The organism is Paraburkholderia translucens, from assembly GCF_020881035.1.
In the GTDB taxonomy this organism is placed as follows: domain Bacteria; phylum Pseudomonadota; class Gammaproteobacteria; order Burkholderiales; family Burkholderiaceae; genus Paraburkholderia; species Paraburkholderia translucens.
Genome location: NZ_JAJITC010000003.1, coordinates 318,638 through 343,121 on the forward strand (window position 1 = coordinate 318,638; position 24,484 = coordinate 343,121).

At 61.6% G+C, this 24,484-nt stretch carries 20 protein-coding genes, 1 tRNA gene and 4 pseudogenes; 7 read left to right on the forward strand and 18 right to left on the reverse strand.

The features are described from left to right. Positions 1 to 602 precede the first annotated feature (602 nt). Positions 603 to 833 (reverse strand): HNH endonuclease family protein, encoded by a 231-nt coding sequence (locus tag LJ655_RS07005; protein ID WP_425605778.1) that lies wholly within the window; start codon positions 831 to 833, stop codon positions 603 to 605. Here LJ655_RS07005 and LJ655_RS07010 point away from each other — a divergent pair. Next, a pseudogene (locus LJ655_RS07010) lies at positions 812 to 1,627 on the forward strand (DUF2252 family protein); the annotation flags it as partial. The gene LJ655_RS07005 and the pseudogene LJ655_RS07010 sit on opposite strands and share 22 nt — an antisense overlap. On the opposite strand, the pseudogene LJ655_RS07015 reads toward LJ655_RS07010, so the two are convergent. Together LJ655_RS07015 and LJ655_RS07020 are read right to left on the reverse strand one after the other, a co-directional pair. Beyond that, positions 1,625 to 2,220, reverse strand: a pseudogene (locus tag LJ655_RS07015) (transposase); the annotation flags it as partial. The pseudogenes LJ655_RS07010 and LJ655_RS07015 sit on opposite strands and share 3 nt — an antisense overlap. Positions 2,221 to 2,553: 333 nt before the next feature. Continuing rightward, the gene (locus tag LJ655_RS07020; protein WP_230560686.1) at positions 2,554 to 4,845 is read right to left on the reverse strand and encodes a heavy metal translocating P-type ATPase; all 2,292 of its coding nucleotides are present in this window, start codon (positions 4,843 to 4,845) and stop codon (positions 2,554 to 2,556) included. A 288-nt stretch (positions 4,846 to 5,133) separates the two neighbouring features. On the opposite strand from LJ655_RS07020, the gene LJ655_RS07025 reads away from it, so the two are divergent. The 3 genes from LJ655_RS07025 (at position 5,134) to LJ655_RS07035 (ending at position 7,627) form a co-directional block, all read left to right on the forward strand. Further along, the gene (locus tag LJ655_RS07025) at positions 5,134 to 5,673 is read left to right on the forward strand and encodes a cytochrome b (protein WP_230560533.1); all 540 of its coding nucleotides are present in this window, start codon (positions 5,134 to 5,136) and stop codon (positions 5,671 to 5,673) included. 285 nt (positions 5,674 to 5,958) lie between these two features. Then, complete coding sequence (locus LJ655_RS07030; protein WP_230560534.1) at positions 5,959 to 6,597, forward strand: hypothetical protein; 639 nt, start codon at positions 5,959 to 5,961, stop codon at positions 6,595 to 6,597. 76 nt (positions 6,598 to 6,673) lie between these two features. Then, the gene (locus tag LJ655_RS07035; RefSeq protein ID WP_230560687.1) at positions 6,674 to 7,627 is read left to right on the forward strand and encodes a cation diffusion facilitator family transporter; all 954 of its coding nucleotides are present in this window, start codon (positions 6,674 to 6,676) and stop codon (positions 7,625 to 7,627) included. A gap of 37 nt (positions 7,628 to 7,664) precedes the next feature. Here the strand turns inward: LJ655_RS07035 and LJ655_RS07040 are convergent, their stop codons facing one another. After that, a complete protein-coding gene (locus LJ655_RS07040) occupies positions 7,665 to 7,925 on the reverse strand; it encodes a hypothetical protein (RefSeq protein ID WP_230560535.1) in 261 nt (86 codons plus the stop codon). 23 nt (positions 7,926 to 7,948) lie between these two features. Here LJ655_RS07040 and LJ655_RS07045 point away from each other — a divergent pair, with 23 nt between their 5' ends. Together LJ655_RS07045 and LJ655_RS07050 are read left to right on the forward strand one after the other, a co-directional pair. Next, positions 7,949 to 8,245, forward strand: coding sequence for a hypothetical protein (locus tag LJ655_RS07045; protein ID WP_230560536.1), 297 nt, complete (start codon positions 7,949 to 7,951; stop codon positions 8,243 to 8,245). Positions 8,246 to 8,282: 37 nt separating this feature from the next. Beyond that, positions 8,283 to 8,759 (forward strand): CreA family protein, encoded by a 477-nt coding sequence (locus tag LJ655_RS07050; RefSeq protein ID WP_230560537.1) that lies wholly within the window; start codon positions 8,283 to 8,285, stop codon positions 8,757 to 8,759. A gap of 100 nt (positions 8,760 to 8,859) precedes the next feature. Here LJ655_RS07050 and LJ655_RS07055 read toward each other — a convergent pair whose 3' ends face one another. The 13 genes and pseudogenes from LJ655_RS07055 to LJ655_RS30175 form a co-directional block, all read right to left on the reverse strand. Continuing rightward, positions 8,860 to 10,266, reverse strand: a complete 1,407-nt coding sequence (locus LJ655_RS07055) for an ATP-binding protein (protein WP_230560538.1) — start codon at positions 10,264 to 10,266, stop codon at positions 8,860 to 8,862. After that, positions 10,263 to 10,937 carry a response regulator gene (locus tag LJ655_RS07060; RefSeq protein WP_230560539.1) on the reverse strand — a complete coding sequence of 225 codons (675 nt, stop codon included), beginning with the start codon at positions 10,935 to 10,937 and terminating at the stop codon, positions 10,263 to 10,265. The genes LJ655_RS07055 and LJ655_RS07060 overlap by 4 nt, the downstream gene beginning before the upstream one ends. 25 nt (positions 10,938 to 10,962) lie before the next feature. Continuing rightward, positions 10,963 to 11,700, reverse strand: a complete 738-nt coding sequence (locus LJ655_RS07065) for a cytochrome b/b6 domain-containing protein (protein WP_230560540.1) — start codon at positions 11,698 to 11,700, stop codon at positions 10,963 to 10,965. Further along, positions 11,672 to 12,157, reverse strand: coding sequence for a diheme cytochrome c (locus tag LJ655_RS07070; RefSeq protein ID WP_230560541.1), 486 nt, complete (start codon positions 12,155 to 12,157; stop codon positions 11,672 to 11,674). Before LJ655_RS07070 ends, LJ655_RS07065 begins: the two co-directional genes overlap by 29 nt. A 47-nt stretch (positions 12,158 to 12,204) precedes the next feature. Further along, entirely contained in the window at positions 12,205 to 12,621 is a 417-nt protein-coding gene (locus LJ655_RS07075) for a DUF1924 domain-containing protein (protein WP_230560542.1), read from the reverse strand. Positions 12,622 to 13,130: 509 nt separating this feature from the next. Beyond that, the gene (arsB, locus tag LJ655_RS07080; protein ID WP_230560543.1) at positions 13,131 to 14,201 is read right to left on the reverse strand and encodes an ACR3 family arsenite efflux transporter; all 1,071 of its coding nucleotides are present in this window, start codon (positions 14,199 to 14,201) and stop codon (positions 13,131 to 13,133) included. Positions 14,202 to 14,223: 22 nt separating this feature from the next. After that, on the reverse strand, positions 14,224 to 14,718 hold the full coding sequence (locus LJ655_RS07085; protein WP_230560544.1) for an arsenate reductase ArsC: 495 nt from the start codon (positions 14,716 to 14,718) through the stop codon (positions 14,224 to 14,226). Between the two features lie 23 nt (positions 14,719 to 14,741). Continuing rightward, the gene (locus LJ655_RS07090; RefSeq protein WP_230560545.1) at positions 14,742 to 15,218 is read right to left on the reverse strand and encodes an ArsI/CadI family heavy metal resistance metalloenzyme; all 477 of its coding nucleotides are present in this window, start codon (positions 15,216 to 15,218) and stop codon (positions 14,742 to 14,744) included. Positions 15,219 to 15,230: 12 nt separating this feature from the next. Continuing rightward, positions 15,231 to 15,554, reverse strand: coding sequence for an ArsR/SmtB family transcription factor (locus LJ655_RS07095; protein ID WP_230560546.1), 324 nt, complete (start codon positions 15,552 to 15,554; stop codon positions 15,231 to 15,233). Positions 15,555 to 16,132: 578 nt separating this feature from the next. Then, positions 16,133 to 18,553: a two-partner secretion domain-containing protein gene (locus LJ655_RS07100; RefSeq protein ID WP_230560547.1), complete on the reverse strand. Its 2,421-nt coding sequence runs from the start codon at positions 18,551 to 18,553 to the stop codon at positions 16,133 to 16,135. A gap of 1,009 nt (positions 18,554 to 19,562) precedes the next feature. Continuing rightward, positions 19,563 to 19,751, reverse strand: a complete 189-nt coding sequence (locus LJ655_RS07105) for a type II toxin-antitoxin system VapB family antitoxin (protein ID WP_230560548.1) — start codon at positions 19,749 to 19,751, stop codon at positions 19,563 to 19,565. Between the two features lie 178 nt (positions 19,752 to 19,929). After that, entirely contained in the window at positions 19,930 to 20,616 is a 687-nt protein-coding gene (locus LJ655_RS07110) for an ATP-binding protein (protein ID WP_329959684.1), read from the reverse strand. Positions 20,617 to 20,942: 326 nt separating this feature from the next. After that, positions 20,943 to 21,794, reverse strand: a pseudogene (locus LJ655_RS30175) (AAA family ATPase); the annotation flags it as partial. A 1,264-nt stretch (positions 21,795 to 23,058) separates the two neighbouring features. Between LJ655_RS30175 and LJ655_RS07120 the strand changes: the two are divergent. Next, positions 23,059 to 23,444 (forward strand): annotated as a pseudogene (locus tag LJ655_RS07120) (SOS response-associated peptidase family protein); the annotation flags it as partial. An 875-nt stretch (positions 23,445 to 24,319) separates the two neighbouring features. Here LJ655_RS07120 and LJ655_RS07125 read toward each other — a convergent pair. Next, a tRNA-His gene (locus tag LJ655_RS07125) sits at positions 24,320 to 24,395 on the reverse strand. Between the last annotated feature and the right edge of the window lie 89 nt (positions 24,396 to 24,484).

Genomic DNA, 24,484 nt, shown 5'->3' on the forward strand with positions numbered 1-24,484 from the left:
TACAACGCCGGCGCGCCTGGGGCGGTGACTCAGGCAGGCCGGCCGGAGTATGGCTGAACTTCCCGTGATAAGCGGCGTTAGACGTGGGGCAGCGCCGAGTCGACTGCTCATCCCGCCCCTGATCTGAGCAGGGACGGATCAGGAAATTGGGAAATCGATTCCGAAAACACAAAAAGCCGTTCCGAATGTCACATTCGGGAACGGCTTTTGGTGCGTAAGTGCTTGAGACTTAGAGAATTCCTTGGGGGGGACGCTTGCTGCTACGGCTACCTGCGGGATTGCGGGGCGTCGTTCCGAATTTGATCCATGCGTTAGCCTGCTGGGATTGTATGCTTTGAGGCGCGCGCGAAGATCCTAATCCGGTCCCCAGCGGTCAACGTGGCGGCGCGCGGGACGAAGCACGTCTCGGATGCCGGATTGGCTCCAACCGATTCCCTTTTCGCTCCCGGGACTGAGTCGCCTTGTAGGCGCCGTCGCGCATGCTGGAGCGCCCATCGTCGCGTACCACTGGCTCGGCTCACTGGCCCCCCAAGGACGTGCCGTGCATTGCCTTTAGGGAGGCAAGTCAGGCGCTCTGTGACTCGAACGGCGACTCGGCCAACTTAGACCCTCCAAATCTGCACCGCCCGCTCGGCGAATTCCTTAGATCGGTCGTCCACCTGCTTGAACTTGAATTGGCTGAGCCTCGAGAGATCGCGAGTCAGCCGGATATTGGACTTGGCGTACTCCTTGCGTTTGGCTAGGAACGGGTTGTTCGACGCCACCACGTTCAGTTCGTCGGCCAGCAAGGTCATATTGCCGATGCGGTGATATTGCCGCAGAACATCTGGCACTGCCCGCCAGCGATGCGGGACGCGTCGCCACCGATCTCGTCCGTGAGTACCGCGAACGCATGCATGACTATGCCGCGATGCGTGCGCTCGATGTCTGGTATGACAGAATCGACTTGCGCAAGTATCAAGATCGTTCGGGCGATCCTGCTGTCGTTGCCGCAATACGCAGGCGCGTTGCGGAGCGGATGGAGGTGGAGCGGCAAAAACAGGTGCCTGACCATCTCTATCCCAAGCTGGTCACCGAGGAAGGAGGTCGACCCCACATTAAGGAGGAGCCACCGTTGATTTTCCATCCGACTGAGGAGATCGCACCCGGCCTTGAGTCAGGATATGTGGAAGCCGTCACCCTATACCGCGAGAGCTTGGCCGAGCATGTTCGGGTACTGTTCGACAGGTTCCATCTCGTCGATCTGGCGTTGAAGGTGGTCGGCGTGGGGAGCGTAGGCACGATGTGCGCGGTGGGCCTCTTCCTTGCGGCAGACAATGACCCGCTGTTCCTGCAGGTAAAGGAGGCGCGGGCCTCCGTGCTGGAACCCTATGCAGGCAAGAGTCTGCATCCCAATCACGGCCAGCGGGTGATCGCCGGTCAGCGCCTCATGCAGAGTGCAAGTGATGTCTTCCTGGGATGGACCAGCGGAAAAAATGGCCGCCACTTCTACCTTCGGCAGCTTCGTGACATGAAGATATCTGCCCTCATCGAGGACTGGGACACGGGTATGCTGCGGCAATACGCGCGCATTTGCGCGCACGCACTCGCACGTGCCCATGCTCGTTCGGGCGATGCAGCAATGATCGATATGTTTCTCGTCAACCATCCAGCCAAGCAGCGCCGCTGTGCCGTATGCAGTGTCACCTACCAGTCGGCGAGGCTTCAGGTCCCGTTGGTGTTCAACACGATCGATCATTGTCCTGGTTGATTCGACCTCTTGGGACTGGTTCGCCGGCGTCGCTTCAACGTCAACAATGATCCCTGCCTGCAGGTCAATCAGGTAATTCGTCGAATAGGCAAAGAACGCGGGACCACCCGGCGCAGCCGTCCATCGTGCAGCAGGATCAGTCAGGGATATCTTCTTTGGCGGTGTCGAAGACATTGCTGGCTCTGACGTGTCCGCTTCCACCGGATTGGTTTGCGCCAGTGCCTCAAGATATTCCCGCACAGCCCGGCTCTGGCCGTTGGCACATCCCCAGTCGATAGGTTCTGTCCCCGGCACTCCGTTCGCACGACTCGCGTCGGCCTTGATGATGCTTGCGTCAATCGCGAATCCCTCAGATCTCGCAGATCAAGGAAGCGATCAATGCCTCTCAACAGGTGTGATTGCGGGACGTGATTGTCGAGGTTGAACGAGTAGAAGAGCTTGTCCTGTCCGCTTTCCAATCGACCCATCATGACGATTCACTCCCGTCGTTCGGTGTCTCCCAGGATACCCAACATTCCGCATCTATGGCGACTTTTTCAACAGAATCGGCCATCTGCGGCCATTCGCCCACGCATCAGCGCGGACATTCCGACGTCGGCTCCGCAACCGACAATTGACATTCGCGGAGCCGATAAAGCAGGTCGAATCATTGGCATCCGCTGTCGCTCTGCTCCGACGAGAACAAGGAGCCGTCGAGCTGGGGTCGGTCGTCGAGCAATAGGAACTGCAGGCACCGTGTAGAACTGGCGCCAGGAGTTCCGCCAACCTGTTGCGTGCGTTCTTGCTCGTATAGACACCAATTTCTAGGCCCCCTCCCCAAGCACGTGGAACAGTTCATCCTCCTGCGCGCAGTGCAAGCGCACAATCGCGTCGAGTCCATACAGCAGCCGCTGGAACTCCCGAATGCTGTCCGCATCCGGCCCGTCGATCGGTACATCCGCTGTCATCTGTCTGAGCAGACGGGCGATGCGAAATATCTCGTGGTGCATGCCACTCATCGCGGCCATCGGATCTTCGCCGCCAAGCAGGCGCGCAAGATCCGGATACACCTCCGTATCATCGCGTTGTTCGTGCGGAACAAGCTCTCGGGTCAGCGACTCGTTCACGTTGTCAAGCGCGCCCGCTATCGCCGTTCGCGGTAATCGCGGCAACTCGTCGGCCAGTTTCCGGATCTGTTCAGTCACGGGACCGAGCTCGACGTGACCGGCTTTCAGCCGGTCTGCATCGCCGCGCGCGAGAGTGCCGGTCGTCGCGGTCGAGCGTACCCTTAGCGCGCGGAGTGCATTCACGATGACTGCCACGTCGATGAGTTCCTGAAGCATCGCACCTAACAAGGGTGGCAAGTAGCCGAAGGCCGCCACCGCCATGGCCGCGAACGAAAGCGCCACGCCGGCCACCACGCTCTGGACCGCGATCCGTCGCGTGCGGCGAGCCACTCGTAATGCCTCTACGAGGCGGTCCAGCCGGTCTACGAGCAGTACGATGTCTGCCGCCTCCGATGACGCCGCGGCCCCGCGCGCGCCCATCGCGATCCCGACGTCGGCGGCGGCGAGTGCAGGGGCGTCGTTGATGCCATCGCCCACCATGATGACGGTGCCTTCCGCTCGAGCGGCGTGGATCGCGGCGAGCTTGTCTGCAGGCGTCTGTTCCGCGCGCACTTCGGTTACCCCGAGCGTCGCACCGATGGTCTCGGCCACGTCGCGTCTGTCGCCAGTGAGCATGACGAGCCGCCGGATACCTTCCTGTCGCAGCAACCTTAGCGCCCGTGGCGTCTCCAGACGGATCTGGTCGGCCATCTGGATGGCGCCCGCCATTACACCGTCGATGCCCACGAACACGGCCGAGGCGCCTTCGTTGGCAACGCGCTGGAGGAATGCCTTGCTCCATTGCGCTGGCGCCGCGACCGTCGAGACATAGGCAAACGAACCGATCGCGACGACGCGACCGTCGACCTCACCCGTCAGTCCCGCACCCGGCTGCTCGACAACGCGGGCAGGCACGGCAAGAGCGAGATTGCGTTCGCGTGCCGCAGTGGTCACCGCCTCGGAAATCACATGGCCCGAAGCTTGAGCAAGCGAGGCGGCGAACCGCAACACGCGGTCCGGCGTCGTGCCAGGATCACTTTCGACCGCCACCAGACGGGCATGGCCGCCAGTAAGCGTACCGGTTTTGTCGAAAAACATGATCTTCGCCTGCGCGAGCCGTTCCAGAGCGCCGCCGCCTTTAACGAGCACGCCACGTTTCGCGCAACGCGACATTCCGGAGACGATTGCCACGGGCACCGCCAGGATCAATGGGCATGGGGTGGCAACGACGAGCACTGCCAGCGCTCGTACGGCGTTGCCTGTGACAAGCCAGCTGCCGCCGGCAAGAAGCATGGCGACGGGTATGAAAAGCAGTGCATAGCGGTCGGCGAGACGCGCCGCGGGACTGCGCTCCTGCTGCGCGGACTGCACCATGCGGACGATCCCGGCAAACGTGCTATCGCGCGCTGCCGCCGCAGCCACCATCTCGAACGCCGCTCCCGCGTTGACTACGCCGCTGAGCACGGCCTCGCCGGGCGGGCGCGACTGGAGCACGGACTCGCCGGTGAGTGCCGATTCGTCCAACTGTGCGTGACTGGCGAGCGTGCCATCGACTGGTACGAACTCGCCGCTGCGGACCAGCAGGCAATCTCCCGGACGGACAGCGTCCAGTTCCACCCGGCACCACTCGCCTGCCTCGAAGCGATTGGCGTAGCGCGGCGCGTGAGCAAGGAGCGCCGTCATTTCGCGTCGTGCCCGTTCCTGCGCGTAGGTTTCCAGTGCGCGCCCACTCGCCAGCATTAGCGAGATCACCGCGGCGGTGAGATATTCGCCGAGTGCCAGCGCGAAACCAATGGCGAGCAGAGCGAGAACATCGATGCCTGCTTCGTGCCGCCGCAGCGCCTGGACGATGGAAACCGACAACGCCAGCACGACCGGCACTGCGCCGGCGGTCCACAACGCGTGTGCAATGGCGGTTCGGCCCAATGCGGCAAACATGAGCCCGGCTATCAGGCTCAGGGCCGTGATAAGCAGCAGGACGAAGTCGATAGAACGCAATAGGCGTCGCATGGCGAAAGCATTGAGTCCGAGTGAGGCACGAGGCGGATTGCAGTACGGCTTTTCGGAACGACTCAAACGGTGAGCCATGTCAGAGTGTATGAGCCGATCTTTAGCGCCTTTTGACTGACGTCAAACCAGTCGGACGGCGACGGCCCCGACCCGGATCTGGTCTCGTATGCAAACAGGCGTGCCTGTAATAAAACCATACAAAATCCGCGCAGATGGAACGGTTTCTTAAGCTTGCGGTAAGGCTTTTTGGGCAAGATACACGCGTTTCAGACTCTTCGAGGGGTGACAATGTCCGCCATCGAGCAACGCGGCGACGAGACCTATGGGCTCGTCGCGCGTCTTCTTCACTGGTCAATCGTTGTCCTGGTCGCAGCACAATTCGTTGTTGGCTGGACGATGCCCGACGTGCACCGCGACACGCAACCGGTCGGCCTCATTGCGTGGCACCTTGCGATCGGCACGGCACTGATTGCGGCCATGGCTGTACGGGTCGTCTGGCGGCTCACGCACCAGCCGCCTCCGGGCAACCTGCCGCCGCTGCTGGATACCATTTCGCGCTCCACGCACTTCCTGCTTTATGCCGCGCTGATCGCAGTTCCGGTGCTAGGCTGGGCCAATGCGTCGTCGCGGGGCTGGGCGGAGACGCTCTTCGGTGCGCTGCCATTGCCGGCGCTCGTGCCCACGGGGTCAACCGTGGGACATGCAATGGGAGACATTCATAGCGCGCTCGCTTGGGTGCTGCTGGTGCTGATCGGCATGCACGTCGGCGCAGCGCTGTTCCACCGCTTCGTGCGCAAGGATAAGGTGCTACAACGGATAACGTGGTGATCGGCCATCCGGCTATCGCGTTAGCGTGATTCCAGCGGCTCATTCCTACCGAGAGGAATGAGCCGCTTCGGCTTGCGGGCTCTTCCCGATCAACTTTATTGCGAATCCGCTAGAGACGTCGGGAAAGCAAGGCAAGGGTGACCATCGTCCACATGGGCCGGCGACCGCCGCTTGACCGCTTGCACGGCGCAGCGCCGCCCTCCCTGGCTTGACATGCATCAAGCGCGACGGCACTGCCAAACAGCAAAATGAAAAGCTGGAGGCCCAGCCGTTAAGAGGTTCGTCGTGGCGACACTGGCAATCCTGTTCGTCGTCGTGCTGCTGATCAATCTAATGCCGGCGTTTGCGCCGCCCACGTGGATGGCCATGTCGTGGGTCGGCTTCAATGTTCCGGAGGGCAACCCGGTTGTCTTCGCATTCGTCGCCGCCGGCGCGGCGACGTTCGGCCGGCTGATTCTGGCCACTTTTGCGCGGTCGCTCGTTCACGGACGGCTGATGCGCGAATCCGACCGGCAAAACATCGACGTGGTCAAAGCCTGGCTAGAGACGCACAAGATGACCCTCAGCGCGTTCTTCCTTTATGCATTGAGCCCGTTTCCTTCGAACTATCTCTTCATCGCGTATGGGCTTTCAGGGCTGCCGCTCAGAGTCATTGGAGCGGCATTCTTCGTCGGCCGTACGGTGAGCTACACGGTCTGGGCGCATCTTGGCCGGTTCGTATCCGCGCACATGGATCCAGAAGTGCAGTTTGAAGGTGGCTACCTCAGCGGCTACTTCGTCGTCACGCAACTGATCTTGCTCGGGCTCGTGTACATACTCATGAAACTCGACTGGAAGATGCTCCTCGAACAACGGAAGCTGGCGTGGCGGCGGTCGCTGAAGCGGCACAGCCGCGTAGATCACGGCCATACCACCGAGCGTTGAACCAAACGACGCGGCATGCGTAACGGAGCCCTGCAACGCCCGCCGCGTGGAAATTTCCATCGGAGGGAAGCATCACGTGAAAACTGAGGAACTCTTCGACGACACCGAGAACACGGAACATTCTCCTGCCGAGCGTGCTGCGGCGGCGTCACGCAGCACATGGGTGAGCGTGGCCGTTAATCTAGCCCTGACCTTCGGCCAGGTGCTTACGGGCATTCTTTCTGGCTCTCAGGGTCTTGTCGCGGACGGCATACACTCGCTCTCCGATCTCGTCTCTGACTTTGTGGTGCTTTTTGCCAGCCATCACAGCAGGAAAGACGCTGACGAAGAGCATCCATACGGTCATCAGCGGTTCGAAACCGCCGCGTCGCTGGCGCTTGGTTTCCTTCTTGGCGCGGTGGGCGTTGGTATGCTTTGGTCCGCGCAGCGCAAACTCGAAGATCCAGCATCCGTGCAGCGCGTTCACATCGTCGCGTTATGGGTGGCGATGGGGGCACTGATCGCGAAGGAGCTGCTGTTCCGTTACATGCTCGCGATTGCGAAGCGCGTGAAGTCGAGCATGCTCGTCGCCAACGCGTGGCATGCCAGGTCCGATGCTGCATCTTCGCTGGTGGTTGGCGTGGGTATCGTTGGCAATCTGGCAGGCTATCCCATACTCGATCCGGTAGCGGCGCTGATTGTCGGCATGTTGGTGCTCAAGATGGGATGGGAGTTCGGCTCAGAGGCTCTTCACGACCTGATGGACCGCTCGGCAGACGAGAGTGAGGTGGACGCCATCCGGCAGACGCTGCTCGGGACGTCCGGCGTCATCGGCGTTCACGACCTGCGCACGCGCAAGATGGGTGACATGATCGTGGCCGATGTTCACATCGAGGTCGACGCCACGATTTCCATCGAAGCGGGACACGATATCGCAGTCGCTGCGCGCCAGCGCGTCTTGACGCGCCATCGCGTGCTCAATGTCATGACCCATGTCGACCCGCGTAAGCGGGGCGGTGTGGATACGCCTCCAGGGCAAACCGGCGCGTGATCGATGCGCCCCGTTATTTACAGGTGGTGGTCGCAGGTCAGGCGGATGTTGGTCGCTTGGCGCTGTTTTTTCGCGTGATCGAAAGATCGAAGCGATAGCGGCCCCGCCACGGCATATCGAAATAGTTGCCGTAGGTCATGATGTCATTGAATTTCACTTCCTGCAGTGGCTTGACCTCTGTACGTGAGCGCGATTTTGGCGCCGGACTCGTCACCGTGGCAGTGATAGCCGCGTCGCTGATGCGCTCGCCGGTTGCCTTGTCGAACAGGGCGACGTGATAGCTCGAGAGTCCCGGCATCGATGCGGGCGCGACCGGCTCGCTTGCTTCAGGCGCTGGCTCCGCGGTTCAACCAGCGCATCACGTTCGCGTTGACCGGCGGAGAATACCTGTCGGATGTCACGGTTACGCTGAACCCGGAGCGAGGCGTCGAACTCCTGAAGGCGAGAACGCACGGTCCGTTCATCTACTTCCGGATGCCACCCGGACGCTACCGGATCGCAGCGCAGGCCGGTCATGTCATCGAACACCGATGGGTGAACGTGCCGGTGAAAGGTGGAATCGATACCCGGTTCTACTGGCCGGAACCGAATCGGCATGGTGTTGTAAGCAGCCTATAGCTCCAGCCTCGGACGGAATGCCGTGAGGAGATATTTCATGACGCATTGCTCTCGGATTACCGGAATTGTGGTGACTGCGGTCGCCGTGGTTGCGACGCCCGTTGTGCATGGCGAAGAACTGGCCCGCATCGCTACACATTCGCAGCGTTACGGCGCGCACATCGGAATCTCCGCCTACGATGATCCGCTCCTTAAGGGTGTGACGTGCTACGTTTCCGGTATGCACCGCGACGGCGATCTCGGTAGTGTTCAACCGGGCCGCACATCAGACGCCGTCGTTGCCTGCCAGCAGGTTGACAAGCTGAGTACGCCTATCCAGATCCCCGCAAAGGCGCAGGTATTCGATGAATCGGTAGACCCAGTCTTCAAGGCCGTTCACGTCATCCGGATTCTGGATGCGAAACGGCTGACAGTGCTGTATGTCAGCTATACGGAAAGCGAACTGGCCGGCAATCTCCCCGGCCATGTCGACGTGATCCGGCTACAGATGCGCGGAAAGCGGACCGGGCAATAGCGCCGCGTGAACGATATGCGAACCATTGCCCCAGGTCTTGCACCACTTGAACCCGCATTCGAATATCGGTTGCTTCCGTCTGGCTTCTTATGCAAGCGCCTCAAGACGCAATCCTTGTCACAGCACTGGAATCGGCCTCAGGTTCCTTTTGACTGACATCAATCCACGAAATCTCCACCCGTAAGCCGCCGAGCGCACGGGATCTGCCGACGTGGATCGCGGCGCCATGCGCGCCTGCGATGCGCCGCACGATCGACCATCCGAGCCCGCTGCCGCTTTGCCCGCTACCAGACCCACGGAAGAATCGCTCTCCCAGTCGTCGCAGGTCGTCTTCCGGGAGACCCGGTCCGCTATCTTCCACAGCCAGCGTAACGTGGCTATCGCGATGGCGAACCGACACCGAAATTCGAGCCCGAGTAGGGCTATAGCGGACGGCGTTGTCGACCAGATTGCGAATGAGCGACGCAAGTAGCACCTCGTTGCCTATGACGACGCAGTGTCCTGGCGCTTCGAACTCGAGTTGCTGCAACCGGCCGATCGACTGCGGGGCGATGTCGGCGACAACCTGCTTCGCTACCGCACCAAGGTCGATAGCAGCGCTGTCAGCGTTATCGTCCGTCGGCGTCCCGGCTTCGAGCCGCGACAGCAGCAAGAGCTGATCGACGAGATGCACCATACGGTCGCAGCCCTCAAGCACACCAGAGAGCGCGTGCCTGCGAAGCCCGGCATCGTCTTCCGCCATAGCCACCTGTGCCTGTGCTTTGATTGCGGCGATTGGCGTGCGCAGTTCATGCGCGGCATCTGCGGTGAACCGCCGCTCCGCGTCGAGCACGGCCCGAATGCGATCGAACAGACGGTTGAGCGCATCGAGCATCGGCTGCATTTCTTGCGGTGCGCGATTCATCTGGACCGCGTCCAGTGCACGCGGATCGCGCCGCGCCAGCAAGCGCCCCAGGTCCCGTAGCGGCGCCGCGCCTCGTCGGACGGCCCACCAGGTCACGAGCGCGAGCACCGGCAGCGCGCCGGCCATGGGCCAGAAGGCGCTGCGCATCACCGCCATCAGTATCGAAGTGCGCGAGTCAATCCGCTCCCCCACGTAGACTTCGACATCGTGCTGCGCGCTGGGAGTTGCAAATACCCGCCATGCCTTGCCATCTATCTCGACGGTCCAAAATCCCGATACCCGCCTCTCCTGGGGAGGCACCATGGGTTGCGCGGGCGCATTGGCTGAATGCATTCCGAGCCGCCCTTCGTGGAAAACCTGAAATACCACCTTCGGCGCGTAGGGATGCAGAATCGGAGCATCCAGGGTTTCGTCGTCGTCCGCCGCCTGGGCCTGCTGCATCACCAGCAGCGCCGCAGCCTGCGCGAGATGGCTGTCGAGTAGCTGATCGATTTCACGCCGCGCGTCCCGCCAGGTGAGTGCGCTCGCGATCAGCCACACGGTCGCTACCACTCCGGTCACGAGCACCAGCAAACGTCCCTGCAGCGAGCGCGGCGGCTTCATGGCTCGTCCGTAGTTTCGCGCAGCAGCACGTAGCCTACGCCGCGCACGGTCCGAATCAGGTCGCTGCCGAGCTTGCTTCTGAGGCGATGCACATGCACTTCGACCGCGTTGCTTTCCACTTCCTGGCCCCAGCTATACAGATGCTGCTCGATCTGTTCGCGCGAAAGAACGTGGCCCGCATTCAGCATCAACACATGCAGCAGATCGAACTCGCGCGCAGACAGCGTCACGGGGGCGCCATCGCGGTACACCATACGCGATGCCGGTTCCAGCACGACATCCTGAGCCTCAAGCCGCTCGCGCGGCCGGCCATGCGAGCGGCGCACCAGTGCGCGCAGCCGGGCGCCGAGTTCGTGGAGATCGATCGGTTTGACCACGTAGTCGTCGGCGCCGATGTCGAGCCCGCGGATGCGATCGGGCACAGCATCGCGGGCTGTGAGCACCAGAATGGGAAGCTCCACACCGGCGCGGCGCACGTTTAGCAGCACATCGATCCCGTCCATGCGCGGCAGGCCGAGATCGAGGACCGCGGCCGCGTAGGGATGGGCGCGCAGCTCGCGCTGCGCCGCCTCGCCGTCGCGAACCCAGTCGACCTGAAAGCCCTGCTGTCGCAAACCGGCACGCATGCCGTCGCCGAGCAGGGGGTCGTCTTCGACAAGCAGAATGCGCACGCGTGAAATGTCCTGTCGATTGGGATCAGTCGCCGTCGCCATCTCCGTCGGTCCGCAGATGTGCAGCGGAAGCCGCGGATGGATTGGGCGCCGACGCTTGCGGCGCCGCCTGCCATTGTGTCCACCACCAGGCGATTGCGGCTGCCATCACCAACGCAGCGAACCCCCAGCGCGCGGTTCGAATGCTCTCGTTGGCGCGGCCCGATTTGTATCCCGTTACCATCGCACCAATCAGGTTTTCGCGATGGAGCAGGCTGCTCGCCAGCACCGCTACGACGTGAATGACGATGAGCGCGAGCATGGCGTTTGCAAGGCCCCCATGCAGCTCGCCAAGCCATTCGCCACCGGTGCTGTTATAGGCGGCCCAGCCGGTCACGCCGACGGCCCAGGTCATGAGCAGCATGGCAATAATCGCGATGGCACCTGCCGGATTGTGGCCGACATGTCGCTCCGGACGCCCCTTGAGGAGGCTCGCCATGTAGCGGAGGACCGCTCTTGGCGAGCGCACGAAGGCGGAGAACCGGGCGTATCGAGTTCCCATCACTCCCCAGACGATGCGAAACGCTACGAGGCCGACCATCGTGTACCCCAGCGTCGCGTGCAGCAGGCGCCATCGCTCGCTTTCCGCCGTCAGCCATGCGCCGGCGAACGAGGCAACCATCAGCCAGTGGAATACGCGCACGGGCGCGTCCCATACCAGAATCCGGACCGTGCCGGGCGCGTGCGCGTCGTTGTCAGCGCGGGATACCCATGTATCGTTCATCGAAATTTCCTTGATCTGCCCGCGTATGACAGGCGGCGCAGTTCGATGCGCTCCTGATTGCCGGACGCCGCCACGTCGACGCAGGAACTTCGTCGTGCGCGCCCATGAACCACGTTGAGCGGGTAATGCGATCCTCGGGCGGCGCGTTCGTCGTCCGCCCCGCGTTTGCGGCATGGCCCGTAAGCCAGCTTTCGAGCTGCTTCACCGAGGCGGGGTCCAGAGACGCGTTAGTGCCGAAGTGGTGATCGAGATTGTTGAGGATGCGTCGCCACGAATCCGCGGGCAACATACCTGGCGGATAGGCCAGGTGGCAGGCGGCGCACTCCTGCTGGTATTTGGGCAGTGGCGTCACGGATCTTGCATGCTGCTCGTCCTCTGCGAAAGCAACGCCTGCAAGCACGGTCGCGGCAAGTGTCGTGAACGCGTATGCGATAACAGTAGCGAATCGGATTCCCATGTGTCAGTCACCCGCGAAGTCATCGATGTCGATCCCGCTCGTGCGTGCTATGGCTTGAGCGTCAATAGCCAACTCAAGATGTCGGCTTTCTCCGACGCCGTGCACTCGCGCCCAACCACATCCCCGCAATTGCGGCGGAACCACTTTTCCGTTTTTGCCGCATCCGTAAAGCGCTCCGGATTGAAGGCCGGTGCAAGCGGAGCAATCGTCTTGCCAGTGGCTGCATGCAGTCCGCTTCCGGTCGGCGCGGCGCCGTGGCACGTCGCACAGGCCCACTCACGGCCATGTCGCGTGGTGAAGAACTGTTGACCTCGCGAGGGAACAGGCGCAGTTCCCGACTGCGCGGCGTAGTCGTTCAGGATTTGCGCAGGAGATTCCGCGTACGCGGCTGAAACACCGGTGGCAGTGACAACGCCGAAGACGTACAGCAAGCGAAGCGCGCGCGGGCGCCCAGACTTGAGCATCGTGAATTCTCCCAGTGGATGCTCTACATGTTCGGGCGGCTTTCTTACCGGATTCTTAACGCCGCCATCGACCCCATTCTCAACAGTAGCGCTCTGCCTGGGTTGACCTGAATCAACCCTGTCGGATCAAGCGGTGGTTAGTACGCACGGGGCCAGAGAAAAGACCTGCTGACCGTGCAGCATCATGCGGGCGATGAATTGACGTAAGTCAATGGTTATAGCGGCAACATTCGTCAATTGAAGCAAGCCTTTCTCTGCGGCGCATGTGAACGCTCCGTGTGCATGAAGAAGGCGACGATGTACGTTGTTTAGCGTTTGAGACGAGTTCTCGTTTTGTCTGGCTGGCATTGCTCTGGACGGAACGGCTCTGGCCGAATCCCCCCGGTAGAACGTTGCGCTTCAGGTCGACCGCTGGAGATGGGGGCATGGACCGGGTCCGGGCATGACGGGCGGCGCGAGGTCAGTACGAGATCGGACACGTTTACCCTCTGTGATCGTTTCCATATTCGTCAGGCGCACTCGTACCAGCCCTTTGAGCGGTTGACGATGCGCACCACGAGCAGCATGACGGGCACTTCGATCAGCACGCCCACGACGGTCGCGAGCGCAGCCCCTGAATTGAAGCCGAACAGACCGATTGCGGTGGCGACAGCCAGTTCGAAGAAGTTCGACGCGCCAATCAGCGCCGACGGACAGGCAATGTTGTGCTTCTCGCCGACCGCGCGATTGAGCCCGTAGGCAAGCGCCGAATTGAACAACACCTGGATCAGGATCGGCACCGCGAGCAGCACGATAACGAGCGGCTGCTTCAGGATGGCTTCGCCCTGGAACGCGAAGAGCAGCACCAGCGTCGCCAGCAGCGCGGTGATGGACCATGGGCCGATCCTTGCCATGGCAGCATCGAATGCCGCCTGCCCCCGGACAAGGAGCACCTGGCGCAGGATCTGCGCGAGGATGACCGGAATCACGATGTAGAGCACGACGGACGTGAGAAGCGTCGCCCACGGCACCGTGATCGAGGAAATGCCAAGCAGCAGGCCGACGAGCGGCGCAAAGGCGACCACCATGATGCTGTCGTTCAGCGCGACCTGAGAGAGCGTGAACAGAGGATCACCGCCGGTCAGGCGGCTCCAGACGAACACCATCGCCGTACAGGGCGCCGCTGCGAGCAGGATCAGACCCGCGACGTAGCTGTCGAGTTGCTCTGCAGGCAGCATCGGCGCGAACAGGTGCTTGACGAAGAGCCATGCGAGCAGCGCCATTGAGAACGGTTTGACCAGCCAGTTCACGACGAGCGTTACGCCGATGCCCTTGACGTGCTGGCGCACCTCGTGCAGCGCGCCGAAGTCGACCTTGACGAGCATCGGGATGATCATCACCCAGATCAGCAAGCCGACCGGCAGGTTGACATGCGCATATTCCAGCCGGCCAATCGTCTGGAAGACACCAGGCAGCACCTGTCCAAGCAGGATGCCGGCGACAATGCACAGCGCGACCCAGACGGTCAGGTAGCGCTCAAAGAAGCTGATGGCCGGCTTCGCGGCCGGCTTCCCCGAAGCGGCAACATTGGGGGTGTTCATGAAGTGACTCGATCAAAAGGGTTCAGCTCTGAACGATGTCGTTTAGAGCCTGCTGCAGTTGGGCGTTGTCAAGTCTTTCGAGTGGGAGCGCAAGCAGTTGCAGCATGCGGTAGCCGATCGCTTCGCGCGTGAGTTCGAATGCTTGCCGCTTACCTTCATCACCACCGGGCGCGTTCGACGGATCGGCGTAGCCCCAGTGAACCTTGACAGGGCGGCCCGGCCAGAACGGACACGCCTCGGCCGCGGCGCTGTCGCAGACCGTGATGACGATGCGCATCTCGGGTGCGCCGTCCTGCGCGAATTCATCCCAGCTTTTGCTGCGATAGCCTTGCGTATCGATGCCGGCGTTCGTCAGCGCTTCGAGCGCGAACGGATTGATGCGACCGCTCGGCGCACTGCCTGCGCTGTACGCGCGGACGTCCTTGCCGAGCTTCTTCGCCCAATGGTTCAGCATGCCTTCGGAAAGCACACTGCGCGCGGAATTGTGCGTGCAGAGGATGAGTACGTTCGTGGTCATGGTGTTGTCTGTGGGCAGCGTGATCAGCAGCAGGCCGAACCGGCAGGTTTAACAGGGATGCCAACAGGTTTGCCGCTCGGAGCACAGCAGGACGTTGCCCCTGCCGACGACGATGTTTGCCTGCTCTCGCCATATACCGGCGCGCCGTCCAGCGTATGGAAGTGCTCCCAGGCAATCCCCTGCGGATCGAGAAGCCAGTGCTTGTCGCTGCGCGCATAGCAGCAGGTTGTCTCGCCCTGGTCGAGCAGTGCCATGTCCGCGGCCTCCGCCCGCGTTGCCAGTTCGGCAAGCTCTGCCGCGTCGTCCACCTGGAAGCCGAGGTGGTCGACGCCGGCATTTGTGCCGCGCGTTGAAATCGCAAAGTTCACGCGGGGATCGTCCAGCATCCATTTGGCGTAGTCCGCCTCGACGCGCGCCGGTTCTGCGGCGAACAGCTTCGAATAGAACGCGACACTGGCTGCGAGGTCGTCAACGTGGACGTGGATGTGAAACCGCTTCATGTTGGTTCTCCGTCAAGATTTGCATGAGTCCGCGCCAGGTTCAAGGCAAGGCTGCCCCTGACAGCAGTTTTCGGTCAGAAAGCCAAGCACCGCGCTCATATGGTGATAAGCGGCGCGATAGATCAGGCTGCGCCCGTCGCGCTCCTGCGTGACCAGCCCCGCGTTCATCAGCTCCTTCAGGTGAAAGGAGAGCGTCGCGTTGGGAACCTCGAGCTGTTCCGCCATGGCGCCCGGTGTCAAGCCGCTCGGGCCAGCGACCACCAGCATGCGGAACACACGCAGTCGCAGTTCGTGGGCAAGCGCCGCAAGCGCGCGGATAACGTCTTTATCTTCCATAGTTCCAATTTATTCGAAATGTTGAATGAAAGCAAGCCAGCGCTGCGGTTCACCGGGGACATACGCTCTCTGACGTCCATGCGCGCGGCCAAACCGCCGCGCTAGCTAGAAACAACGTGTGGCAACGCCGACGCAGTGAGATCAAAGGCGGCTATCGTTTTGAGAGCGGACGGCATCGCGACGATGGTCCAAGGACCGTCCGGCGGCACGGGCCAGGAAGCCCCTTTGCCGAAGTTGGGAGGATGATCTCGCTCCCCATAGCAGGTGACGAATTGGAATAACAGATTTCCGCCGTTCAGCCCGAGAGAAAGATGTCCAATCTCCTCGATTGATGTTGCCCGCAACCTTGATCTACGACTTTGCGCTGAAACCCCTTCGGCTCGATGAAGACATTCACGATCGGGCCGCCGCCAGGCGAAAGCGCGCGGAGTTCGTCCCGACCATGGGCTGCCTGGCCCTTTACGTTCGGTGATTTGCCCGTACGATTCGACCGCATCCAGCGCCGCATGCTGATTGGGCTATCGACGCGGATCGGACTTTCGGCTTATCCGCAAGGGCTGTCCAGCCGTGAAGGGCACTTACGGATGGGCAAGTTGCCATCGGAGGATGGGGTGGCTTGCGCCGGCTGGCATTGCCCACGTGCCGTTTGGACCGAAGTCGTATGACGCGAACGATGAAGCCATACTCATTTGTGCGGTGGTGAGCCCGTTGGAGGCCGGTAGTCCTGGTCCGGAGAGAACAGCCACCGGCGCGAGCGTCGTCTCTGTATTCCAGAAAACGTCAGTTGAGATCGGGACGGAGTTGAAGGCCACTATCCCCGCCGGCCTCTGCAGCACAGGTCCGACCGCGAACGACTCGCTGATAGTCCCCGAATTGCTCTGGACCAGGCCGGCGCTGCCGCAGCTGTTTCCTCCCGGGCAGGATCCGATGTACCGGACGCTACCGGTTGCGTACGATTGAGCGACTGAGCCTCCGTTAATACCGGCAAGGCCGCCACCGCCGCCGCTGTAAGGCCCGGCGGTGACGTTACCGCTGGCATAAGACTGCACGATACGGCCCATCGCAAGATTGTCGCCCACCAGTCCACCGACGGTGTATTGCGCGGCAACACTGACGCTGCTCGACGACCGCTGGATCAGGCCATAGTTGTATCCGACCAGACCACCGGAATACGTGACATAGTTGAAACCAGTCATCAAGTTAATCGACCCGGCGGTGCTGTCAAACAGTACCGTTCCATAATTGACGCCGGCCAGGACGCCATAGGAGGCGAACTGGATAAGAGAAGTACTCTCCGTCGTGCTTCCGGCAAGGTTCAGGTTACGAACAATTCCTGCTGAGCCGATAACCCCGAACATGCCATGCGCACCCATCACGGAACCGCGTTCTCCGTGGTCCCCGGGAACTGCCCCAAGGGTAAAATTGCGGATCGTGTGACCCGCGCCATCGAACTGGCCAGTGAACGGCAAGTTGATCGACCCGATCGGCGGCAATCGGGTCGCGCCGGCATCGATGTTGCGGCCCAGCGCATAGTTGCTGGCGAGGTCGCTGGCGACGTTCGTCAGGTCGACGAGGGAATTGACGAGTTTGTAGCTGGTGATCTGCGTCACCAATCCGCTGAATTCGGCTGCCGCCCATTCGGGGTTGGTCCGTTGCGTGCCGGCAAGGTATGAGCCGTTCATGTCGTACAAGGCGCTGACTGCGCCAGTGCTCGCCGACCAGTCCAGCGTGCCATGGTTGGTCACATTGCCGCCGTTGCCGATGCCTGATGCGTCGGCGCGCAAGATCAGATTGCCCGCACCATGGTTGGCGATAGTCGCATCCGTCGTCACGGAGACCTCGTGGTACGCGGCGAGCGTAAGCGAAGCCGGACCGGACCAGCGCAGGCTCGACGCGACGGCGAGGTCACCCGTTGCCTCGTTGGCTCCCGTCGTAGTCAGGTCGACCGACGTGCCGGCGTTAAGACTGCGCTGCAATGCATGCGCGGCAGCATCGTCTATCGTGAAAGCGGGTGTCGAGAGGTTCCATTGGCCTGCATCGACCATCGCGTCTTTGCCGAACGCCAGGTGCGCCGCTTGGGTATCGACGGTTCCGCCGCTGCCGTCTGCGTTGGTCGCGGCAATCTTGGCGGACTGCTTGATACGGCCGCTGTCGGCAACGAGCCAGACGTGCCCTTCGCGGCTCGCCGTGCCGGTTGCACGGATGCGCGTACCGCCGCCCGCGAGCGCATACACGTTGCCGTCGGCGGCCTGCAGGCTGATCTGCGCGGCGGTTATCCGTCCCCTGTTGACGACCGCACCCTGACTACCCGTCTGCACGAACACCTGCCGGCTGCTCGCCGAATTCTGCAACAGCACCTGCCCGCCTGCCGCCAGCTCCGCCGTGCCGTTGGGCGCGGACACGGCGCCCGCATTGATCACGGCGCTGCGCGCGATCAGGAACACATCGCCGCCGCTGGAACTGATCCTGCCCAGGTTGATCACGCTTGCATCCGCGTTGCCCGACAGCTTGAGCGCACCGCTGCCTTTTATGAAGGCGTCGTCGCAGATATCCAGGGTGGACGCGACGAAGCGGTCCCCCGTGCTGATTACGCCCGACGGCCCGACGACGATGCCCTGCGGATTGATCACATACAGGCTGCCCGTGGCACTGAGCCGGCCGAGGATCGCGGACGGCGAGCCCCCCGTCACCCGGTTCAGCGTCGCGCCCGAGCCGTTGTCGAACGTCACGCTATTGTTCCTGCCCACGGAGAAGCTGTTCCACTCGATCACACCGCGCGTCGAACCCGGTTGGGTGATCAAGAGCCCGTTGCCCTGGCCCGCTATCGCGCCCGCGCCGGCCACGTAAGTGCCCCCTTGTGGAAGGACGCCCGCTGTGAGCGGCACATGGGCAAAGGACATCCCGATGAGCGAAATTCCGACGGCGAGCCACAGGCCTCCGTTTGTTTGCCCACGATGGAGCGGGCGTCGCGCGGGCCGAGGTAGTTCTGGATCTGACATACATCCCCCTTTCCGCGGGAGGCGCGCAATGGTGCCGATGACCCCGCAGAGCCGACCGGAAACCCGTAAGTCCCAGCGTCTGAAGAATAGTCACGCGCCGAACCGTCTGGTTGACGTACGTCAAACGAATCAACGCCGAAGAAGAAGGCTGGAACTGACGACGCTAAGCGAGGGTGCCATCCAGGCCGCAAGATTCCGGGCGCGGTAGGGGTCTCCCGCCTTTGGCGCAAGCGCCTTCTTGCGCCAGAACAGCGCCGGAGGTGTGTGATGAAATGTCCCATTCGTGCGCGGCTTGTGCAGGCTGCCTGATTCCATCATTCTGGCGTTGCCTGTACAGCATGGCCGAAATTGCAAACCGATTGTCACGATCGCCGGCACTAGGGTAGGCCTCCGCAGATGTTCGCCCTCCTAAGCGGCCATTCCGAGCGCGCGGTGATGACTGATCGCTCCGGGTCGTAAGTACGCGTTCGCGGATGTGAGAGTCGCCGAGCCGGACCCGGCTCGGGCTAACGGCCGGTTAGCCGCGTGCAGCCGCCCGATGAGGGTCGGTAGCTGAGCGTCGGCTTTGGCCGATTATTCGACGACTGCATTTGACTTGCGAGCACTCTCAACTTAAGAGCGAAGCCAGCGACTGGGTGTTTCGCAGAACTGGCTGCTGGTACCAAAAACCGGCCGCGCTCTAGCCGACACGATCAATAGTTGCAGCTTCGCTCGATCGTTTTGCGGATCGTTTCGCCTCGTGCTCGCGGGATGCGATAGTTCTGCGCGGCCTGGATTGCGATGTCGACGCTGACAAGAGAGATGACAGGCAAGTGCTCAGTCATCAACTGATTGGCCTCACCGAAGTCGCGTTCGATGCCGAACCCGTGTAGCACCTCTACGAAGATGGGACCCTCGTCACAACCGGTTCGTCACCCTGAAGGAGGGCAGTGAGCCGGCTCGCTTCCGGAGTGACGATGCCTCTGAAGCAAGTCGATCCATATGCAGAAATCGACAGGTGTCATCAATCTTAGCCAGTTCTCATTTTCTCGTCGCCCTGCCAGTTGAGCTTGCCCAAATACTGAACAGCCTCTTTCTGACGCTGGAGTTGGTGAATCGTCCTTAAGCCCAGTTTCACTACTTCCCGCGTGGTTTTCAAGCCAGTTGCAGCAAGTGCGTCGGCCATGAGGCGATCATCGATTTCGATGTTGATACGCATGAGGAGGATCCCTATACCTTCTATACACATATACCCTCTGCGATCGGAGAATCAATCCGACCACCTTGGGCAGCCCGGTCATCCCGCACGCCGGTGACTTGTTGAGTCATTAGGCCTGAACCACACGATGACGGCGGGTCGTGCATGATCCCGGACGGCGCCGTATGTCTGATTACGCTCACGCGCCGGCCGTCTCGCTTGCCAACACAGTCCGGGCGGCGGCCGAAACGTCCAGTGGCCTGATCTCGGCAATATTGTCGCGGATCGCCCGGGTGGCGGCGCGGTTCACCGCTTCAGCGATGACGGCATCAGCATCTGCGATAGCGCGTCCGGCGAGCACGTCCATGCATCTGCCGATTGTGCCTTGTTTCAACACGTAGCGTCCCCTGGCGAACTTAAACAACGTCTCGGTGACGTAACGCTCGAGGTCTGCGCGCTCAGGGACGTCAAACCGGACTTTCTCGCTGAATCGTCCGCCGCGCACGGCTGCCGCATCGGGCCGGCCGTAGTGATTTGTTGCCGCGACAAAGATAACGTCCCGGACGCGTCCGCCAGCGCCATCGAGAGTGGTGAGGATCCTGTTTGTCAATGGTGCGACGTTCGAATACTGGCGGTCGGCGAGGATGTCATCCGCCTCGTCAATGAAAATGATTGCAGGCCGGATGTCACTGGCTTCACGCACGATCCGCTCCCATGAATCAGGCCGCGCGAGGATATCAGCGCCTGAGGTCTTGAGGAATGCGTATCCGGATGCCTTTGCGAGCGCCATCGCGGCCTGTGTCTTGCCCGTGCCCGGCGGCTCGTAAAAGAGCAGCCCCCTTGGCAGGCTTCCACCGATCTGCTCCAGCCGGTGAACCTCCCGCATCCGCGCAGTATGTTGCCAGACTCCGCCGGCATGATGATGTCCTCGATGGCCTTCACGTTCTCGGGCAATTTTCCGCGCCGACCCTGCAGCAGACGCATGGCCCGCATCGCGATGTCGAAGGTGACCATGCCACTGAACTGGCCATCCCGTTGCATCTCGTGCAACTGGCCTCCGAGCGCGGTTAACCGCGATGCGCTGAATCCCTCCCAGCGGCCGGCGAGTGCCTCGACAGTACTTTTGGCAACTGTTTGCGGCCCCAGCTTTCTGCAGATCGCATGGCCCATGAGACTGATTCGAGCAGGCAGATCGGGCGGGGGAATTTCGATCCTGAAGTCCAGGCGACCATCGCGAATGCCGGCAGTATCGAGCTGCTCGATGTAGTTCGTGGCTGCCACCAGGATGACACGTGATCCGCGCAGGTTAACGATTTCCGTGAGCATGGTGTTAACCACATCGCGATCCATCGAGTGCACCTGGGTGCTGCCATCCCGCGGCTTGAGGAACGAGTCGATTTCATCGATCAGGAGCACACAGGGGGCGGTTCGGTGTGCCGTCCTGAAGACTGCCCTGATTTTTTCCGGAGTGTCATTGACCCACTTCGAGGCGGTGTCGCCAAAGGCGATTGGCAGGAACGGCACCCCGAGCTCGCCAGCGAGGGCCTCGGCGAAGAGCGTCTTGCCATTGCCTGGTTCTCCGAAGAGAAGGATACCGTTGCGCTCGTCGCTGCCATCGTCACCCGCCAGGATGTCGTGCGCAGCACGCAGCAGTCGCCGTTTCGTGTCGGCCATTCCCACCACATGCCTGAACGTCCGCCGGGGCTGTCGGACGCAGCCGCTGAAGTCGTGCTCGGGTTGCGTCCGGGACGCTGGCGAGGGCGGCCGTGCGGTGGTCGCAGGCTGTTTCGGGAGACTTTTCCGCATCGCTGGATTGTGCGAGTCTTCCGGACTGGCAGGGGCTGCAGGAGCTGGCGGGACAACTGGCGTTGTGGGCGTCGTCGTAGCGACGGGAACTGGGCGCGGCACCGGGATCGGTCCGGAAGGTACGGTACGTTCAGTGACAACGGGTGTACCGCGCGCAATCTTCGCGTCGAGCGGTACCCAGACCCGAGCCCCATCGACGATGAGCTGATCCGATGCGCGGCGCGCGCGGTACAGGTTCTGGAAGACGGAGAAATTCATGTGTTCCTCGAAAGAAAAGTGTTGACGGTGAGCGACGCAGGCCGCGCGTGACTTCTGGTGACCAGTCTCTCGCGCGACACTGCCAATGCAAATCCGGGTCTTGCAGTCAGCTCATGTGGGTGTCCATACCGGGAGACCCCAGCGGGGGCGGAAAGAGCCGCGCATCCCGCGACGCCGGTGCCGCAGCGGGCGGACGGGCAGGCGACGCTCCATGCGCTTTCGTCCATGAATCTGTTTGACACGATCGCGTAGTTGCTTGCGGGCGTCGCGGCGCTTCCATGCGACAGGGCGTGCTAACTGGTCTTCGAGCCGACGGCGAAGAAGTTCGATCACCTGAAGCGGGACCTCAGTCGGGATGGCAAATACGGCGCGTCCACTACTGACGATGTCGACTTTGCGATCGTTTACTGCCGAGACGGAGACTATTTTCACGTTCAGTCCTCCTGTGTATCCGGCGAATGGCCGCGGTTCTTCGCGGCCATCAGGTTCATTTGCAGTGTTGCCTGATCCAGCGGGCGAAAAGAATCAACGGCTGGACGTAGTCAAGGAGGAGTCCGTAGCACTCGTCCACGAACACCTTCCATAGCGGGGAGCGGTCCATGTCTGCTTCTCCTTCGGAAAATGACGGACTGTCCGGGCTTACCCGCGACACCACAGAAAGTCAGCGAAGGAGCGATGCGGCGAGCGCAGCATCAGTAGGGACGCCAAGTCCGAAGGTCCATCCACCGGCAGATCTTCAGGGGCATTTGCGCAGGTGCTCGCGTAGTCAAAGGAAGTCGCGGGAGTGAGGACGACTGGAATGGTCATGGATTGATCGAGCGAAAACACGTTCATAAGTGACTCCGATGAGGTAAGGCGCCCGAAAGCGAGCATGTGGGCGATGCGCGCAAGGGCGCGACGGTTCCAGTGGGGAAGGCGAGGCCACAAGGATGGCAACTCGTTCCCCGCTCCGTTGTGTCGCTGCGAACTGCGTTGAGGCGACAGGACCAGCGTGTCACGGGTTTTAACGAATGCACGTCGACACGCAGGGCGGCGGATTCGCGGAGCAGTGTCAGGACGGCGACAAACGTCAGTGCTTTCAGCCGCAGGCAGGTGGATCGTTTGGCGGGAACGCGAGCATCGGATCCGGCGGTTCAGGAAGGAACAAGTGCTTCTACCGCTCGAAACCTGCTGACAGCGATACCACGTGTCGCCTAAAGCGGCCGCCGTTGAACCAACGGACCGCGCGTGTGGCGGCGCGATCGTCGGTAGCGCTGGTGCCGAGCTGTTCGCTTGCTCGCACGGCGTGATGATCATGTCTGCGTTCCATGAGAACGTCAGCCGCGCAACAATGGAAGGGCGTCAGTGGAAGGAGCGCGAGGAAGATGAGAACGTCGTCCTCGAGTTGGCCCGCTCGCCGGCGGAGAAATGCTAGTGGTGTGTCTATGGTCGCGCTGGACAGCGCCCGGCGAGTCGGACCTTTTGTCGTTTACTGCCATCACAGACGAGCCGCCGCCCGAGGTGGCCACTGCGGGGCATGACCGCTGGTTCGTGCCGATCAAAGCCGCGAGTGTAGAAGCGTAGCTGAATCCCAATCCGGCCAATGTAGCCGCGCTCCATGCGATTCTGGACGACAGGGAGCGGCCGTACTACGAACACCGACTCGCCGCATGTGGGCGAATGCGGCGAGGCCTCAGCCAGATGGTGAAAAAGAAGGGCGACCGTGGCCGGCCCTGAGACGCCGCAACTGACCAGAGTCCAGCGTTTCGGTGCCCACGACACGACTCGAACTCAGGGGCGAAGTTCAGCATAACGGCAATCTGCTGCGCGACAACCTGCCTAATTTCTTCGGGGGGAAATACCTTACATTTTCCTTGAGGCGGCAAATAGTTGAAGTAGTTGGAGCAGCCGCCGAGGACGTCTCCAACCATCAGAATACGTGTGCGGGATGCGTCTCGCCCGCGGGCGTCGCGCCATCGCTAGCGCGCATATAGCGGCCCCATGCCGTCCACTGGCTGTGGCGCCCTGCGAGACGTGTCCTCCTGATGTCCTGATCAGGGACATCGAAAGTGTCTTGCATGAAACGCGCCCGTGCGCAATATCCGGCGCGTTGTTCTTCTGAACTTGAGACTCCACGCCGCGGCTCGTCTAGCCGCTCGAAATCAACAGCGCGCTTACATGTCCATGCAGCGCCCGCCAGCAATCATGTCGTCGAGATCCGGGAACGGCGCGCTCCCATAATCATTGATACGAATGGCTGAGGCACCTTTGGTGCGCTGCTCCGCGGTCGGTATAGGCGCGATCCTCGGGAATCCGGGCCACAGAAACGGCAGGGCGGCCGATGCGAGCAGCTGGAAAACAGATGTGGGGGTATCGGAACGGGGGGGCGCATACTGTATATGCGAACAGTATATAAACTCTGGCTTATGAGGAAGCGGTGCAGATCGATTCCCAAAATGGGAATTTTGCGGAAATCCAAAACAAAAACGGCACTGTATTTTTACACAGTGCCGTTTTCTAAGCGATTGAATCGCTTGGGAATTCTTTGGGGTGGCTGATGGGACTCGAACCCACGACGACAGGAATCACAATCCTGGACTCTACCAACTGAGCTACAGCCACCACTAACGTCTGCTTGACTCGCTTTAAAAAACATGTCTCGCCAACGAAGAAACGAGATTATAGGGACTTGATTTGCGTTTGCCTAGTCC

Excerpts from the sequence above, each read along its gene's own strand:
- LJ655_RS07090 (WP_230560545.1), bottom strand. The coding sequence starts at position 15,218 with ATGAAGCGGTTTCACATCCACGTCCACGTTGACGACCTCGCAGCCAGT.
- arsB (WP_230560543.1), bottom strand. The coding sequence starts at position 14,201 with ATGAACACCCCCAATGTTGCCGCTTCGGGGAAGCCGGCCGCGAAGCCG.
- LJ655_RS07025 (WP_230560533.1), top strand. The coding sequence starts at position 5,134 with ATGTCCGCCATCGAGCAACGCGGCGACGAGACCTATGGGCTCGTCGCG.
- LJ655_RS07105 (WP_230560548.1), bottom strand. The coding sequence starts at position 19,751 with ATGCGTATCAACATCGAAATCGATGATCGCCTCATGGCCGACGCACTT.
- LJ655_RS07065 (WP_230560540.1), bottom strand. The coding sequence starts at position 11,700 with ATGAACGATACATGGGTATCCCGCGCTGACAACGACGCGCACGCGCCC.
- LJ655_RS07100 (WP_230560547.1), bottom strand. The coding sequence starts at position 18,553 with ATGTCAGATCCAGAACTACCTCGGCCCGCGCGACGCCCGCTCCATCGT.
- LJ655_RS07095 (WP_230560546.1), bottom strand. The coding sequence starts at position 15,554 with ATGGAAGATAAAGACGTTATCCGCGCGCTTGCGGCGCTTGCCCACGAA.
- LJ655_RS07070 (WP_230560541.1), bottom strand. The coding sequence starts at position 12,157 with ATGGGAATCCGATTCGCTACTGTTATCGCATACGCGTTCACGACACTT.
- LJ655_RS07040 (WP_230560535.1), bottom strand. The coding sequence starts at position 7,925 with ATGCCGGGACTCTCGAGCTATCACGTCGCCCTGTTCGACAAGGCAACC.
- LJ655_RS07075 (WP_230560542.1), bottom strand. The coding sequence starts at position 12,621 with ATGCTCAAGTCTGGGCGCCCGCGCGCGCTTCGCTTGCTGTACGTCTTC.
- LJ655_RS07085 (WP_230560544.1), bottom strand. The coding sequence starts at position 14,718 with ATGACCACGAACGTACTCATCCTCTGCACGCACAATTCCGCGCGCAGT.
- LJ655_RS07110 (WP_329959684.1), bottom strand. The coding sequence starts at position 20,616 with ATGCGGGAGGTTCACCGGCTGGAGCAGATCGGTGGAAGCCTGCCAAGG.
- LJ655_RS07055 (WP_230560538.1), bottom strand. The coding sequence starts at position 10,266 with ATGAAGCCGCCGCGCTCGCTGCAGGGACGTTTGCTGGTGCTCGTGACC.
- LJ655_RS07020 (WP_230560686.1), bottom strand. The coding sequence starts at position 4,845 with ATGCGACGCCTATTGCGTTCTATCGACTTCGTCCTGCTGCTTATCACG.
- LJ655_RS07050 (WP_230560537.1), top strand. The coding sequence starts at position 8,283 with ATGACGCATTGCTCTCGGATTACCGGAATTGTGGTGACTGCGGTCGCC.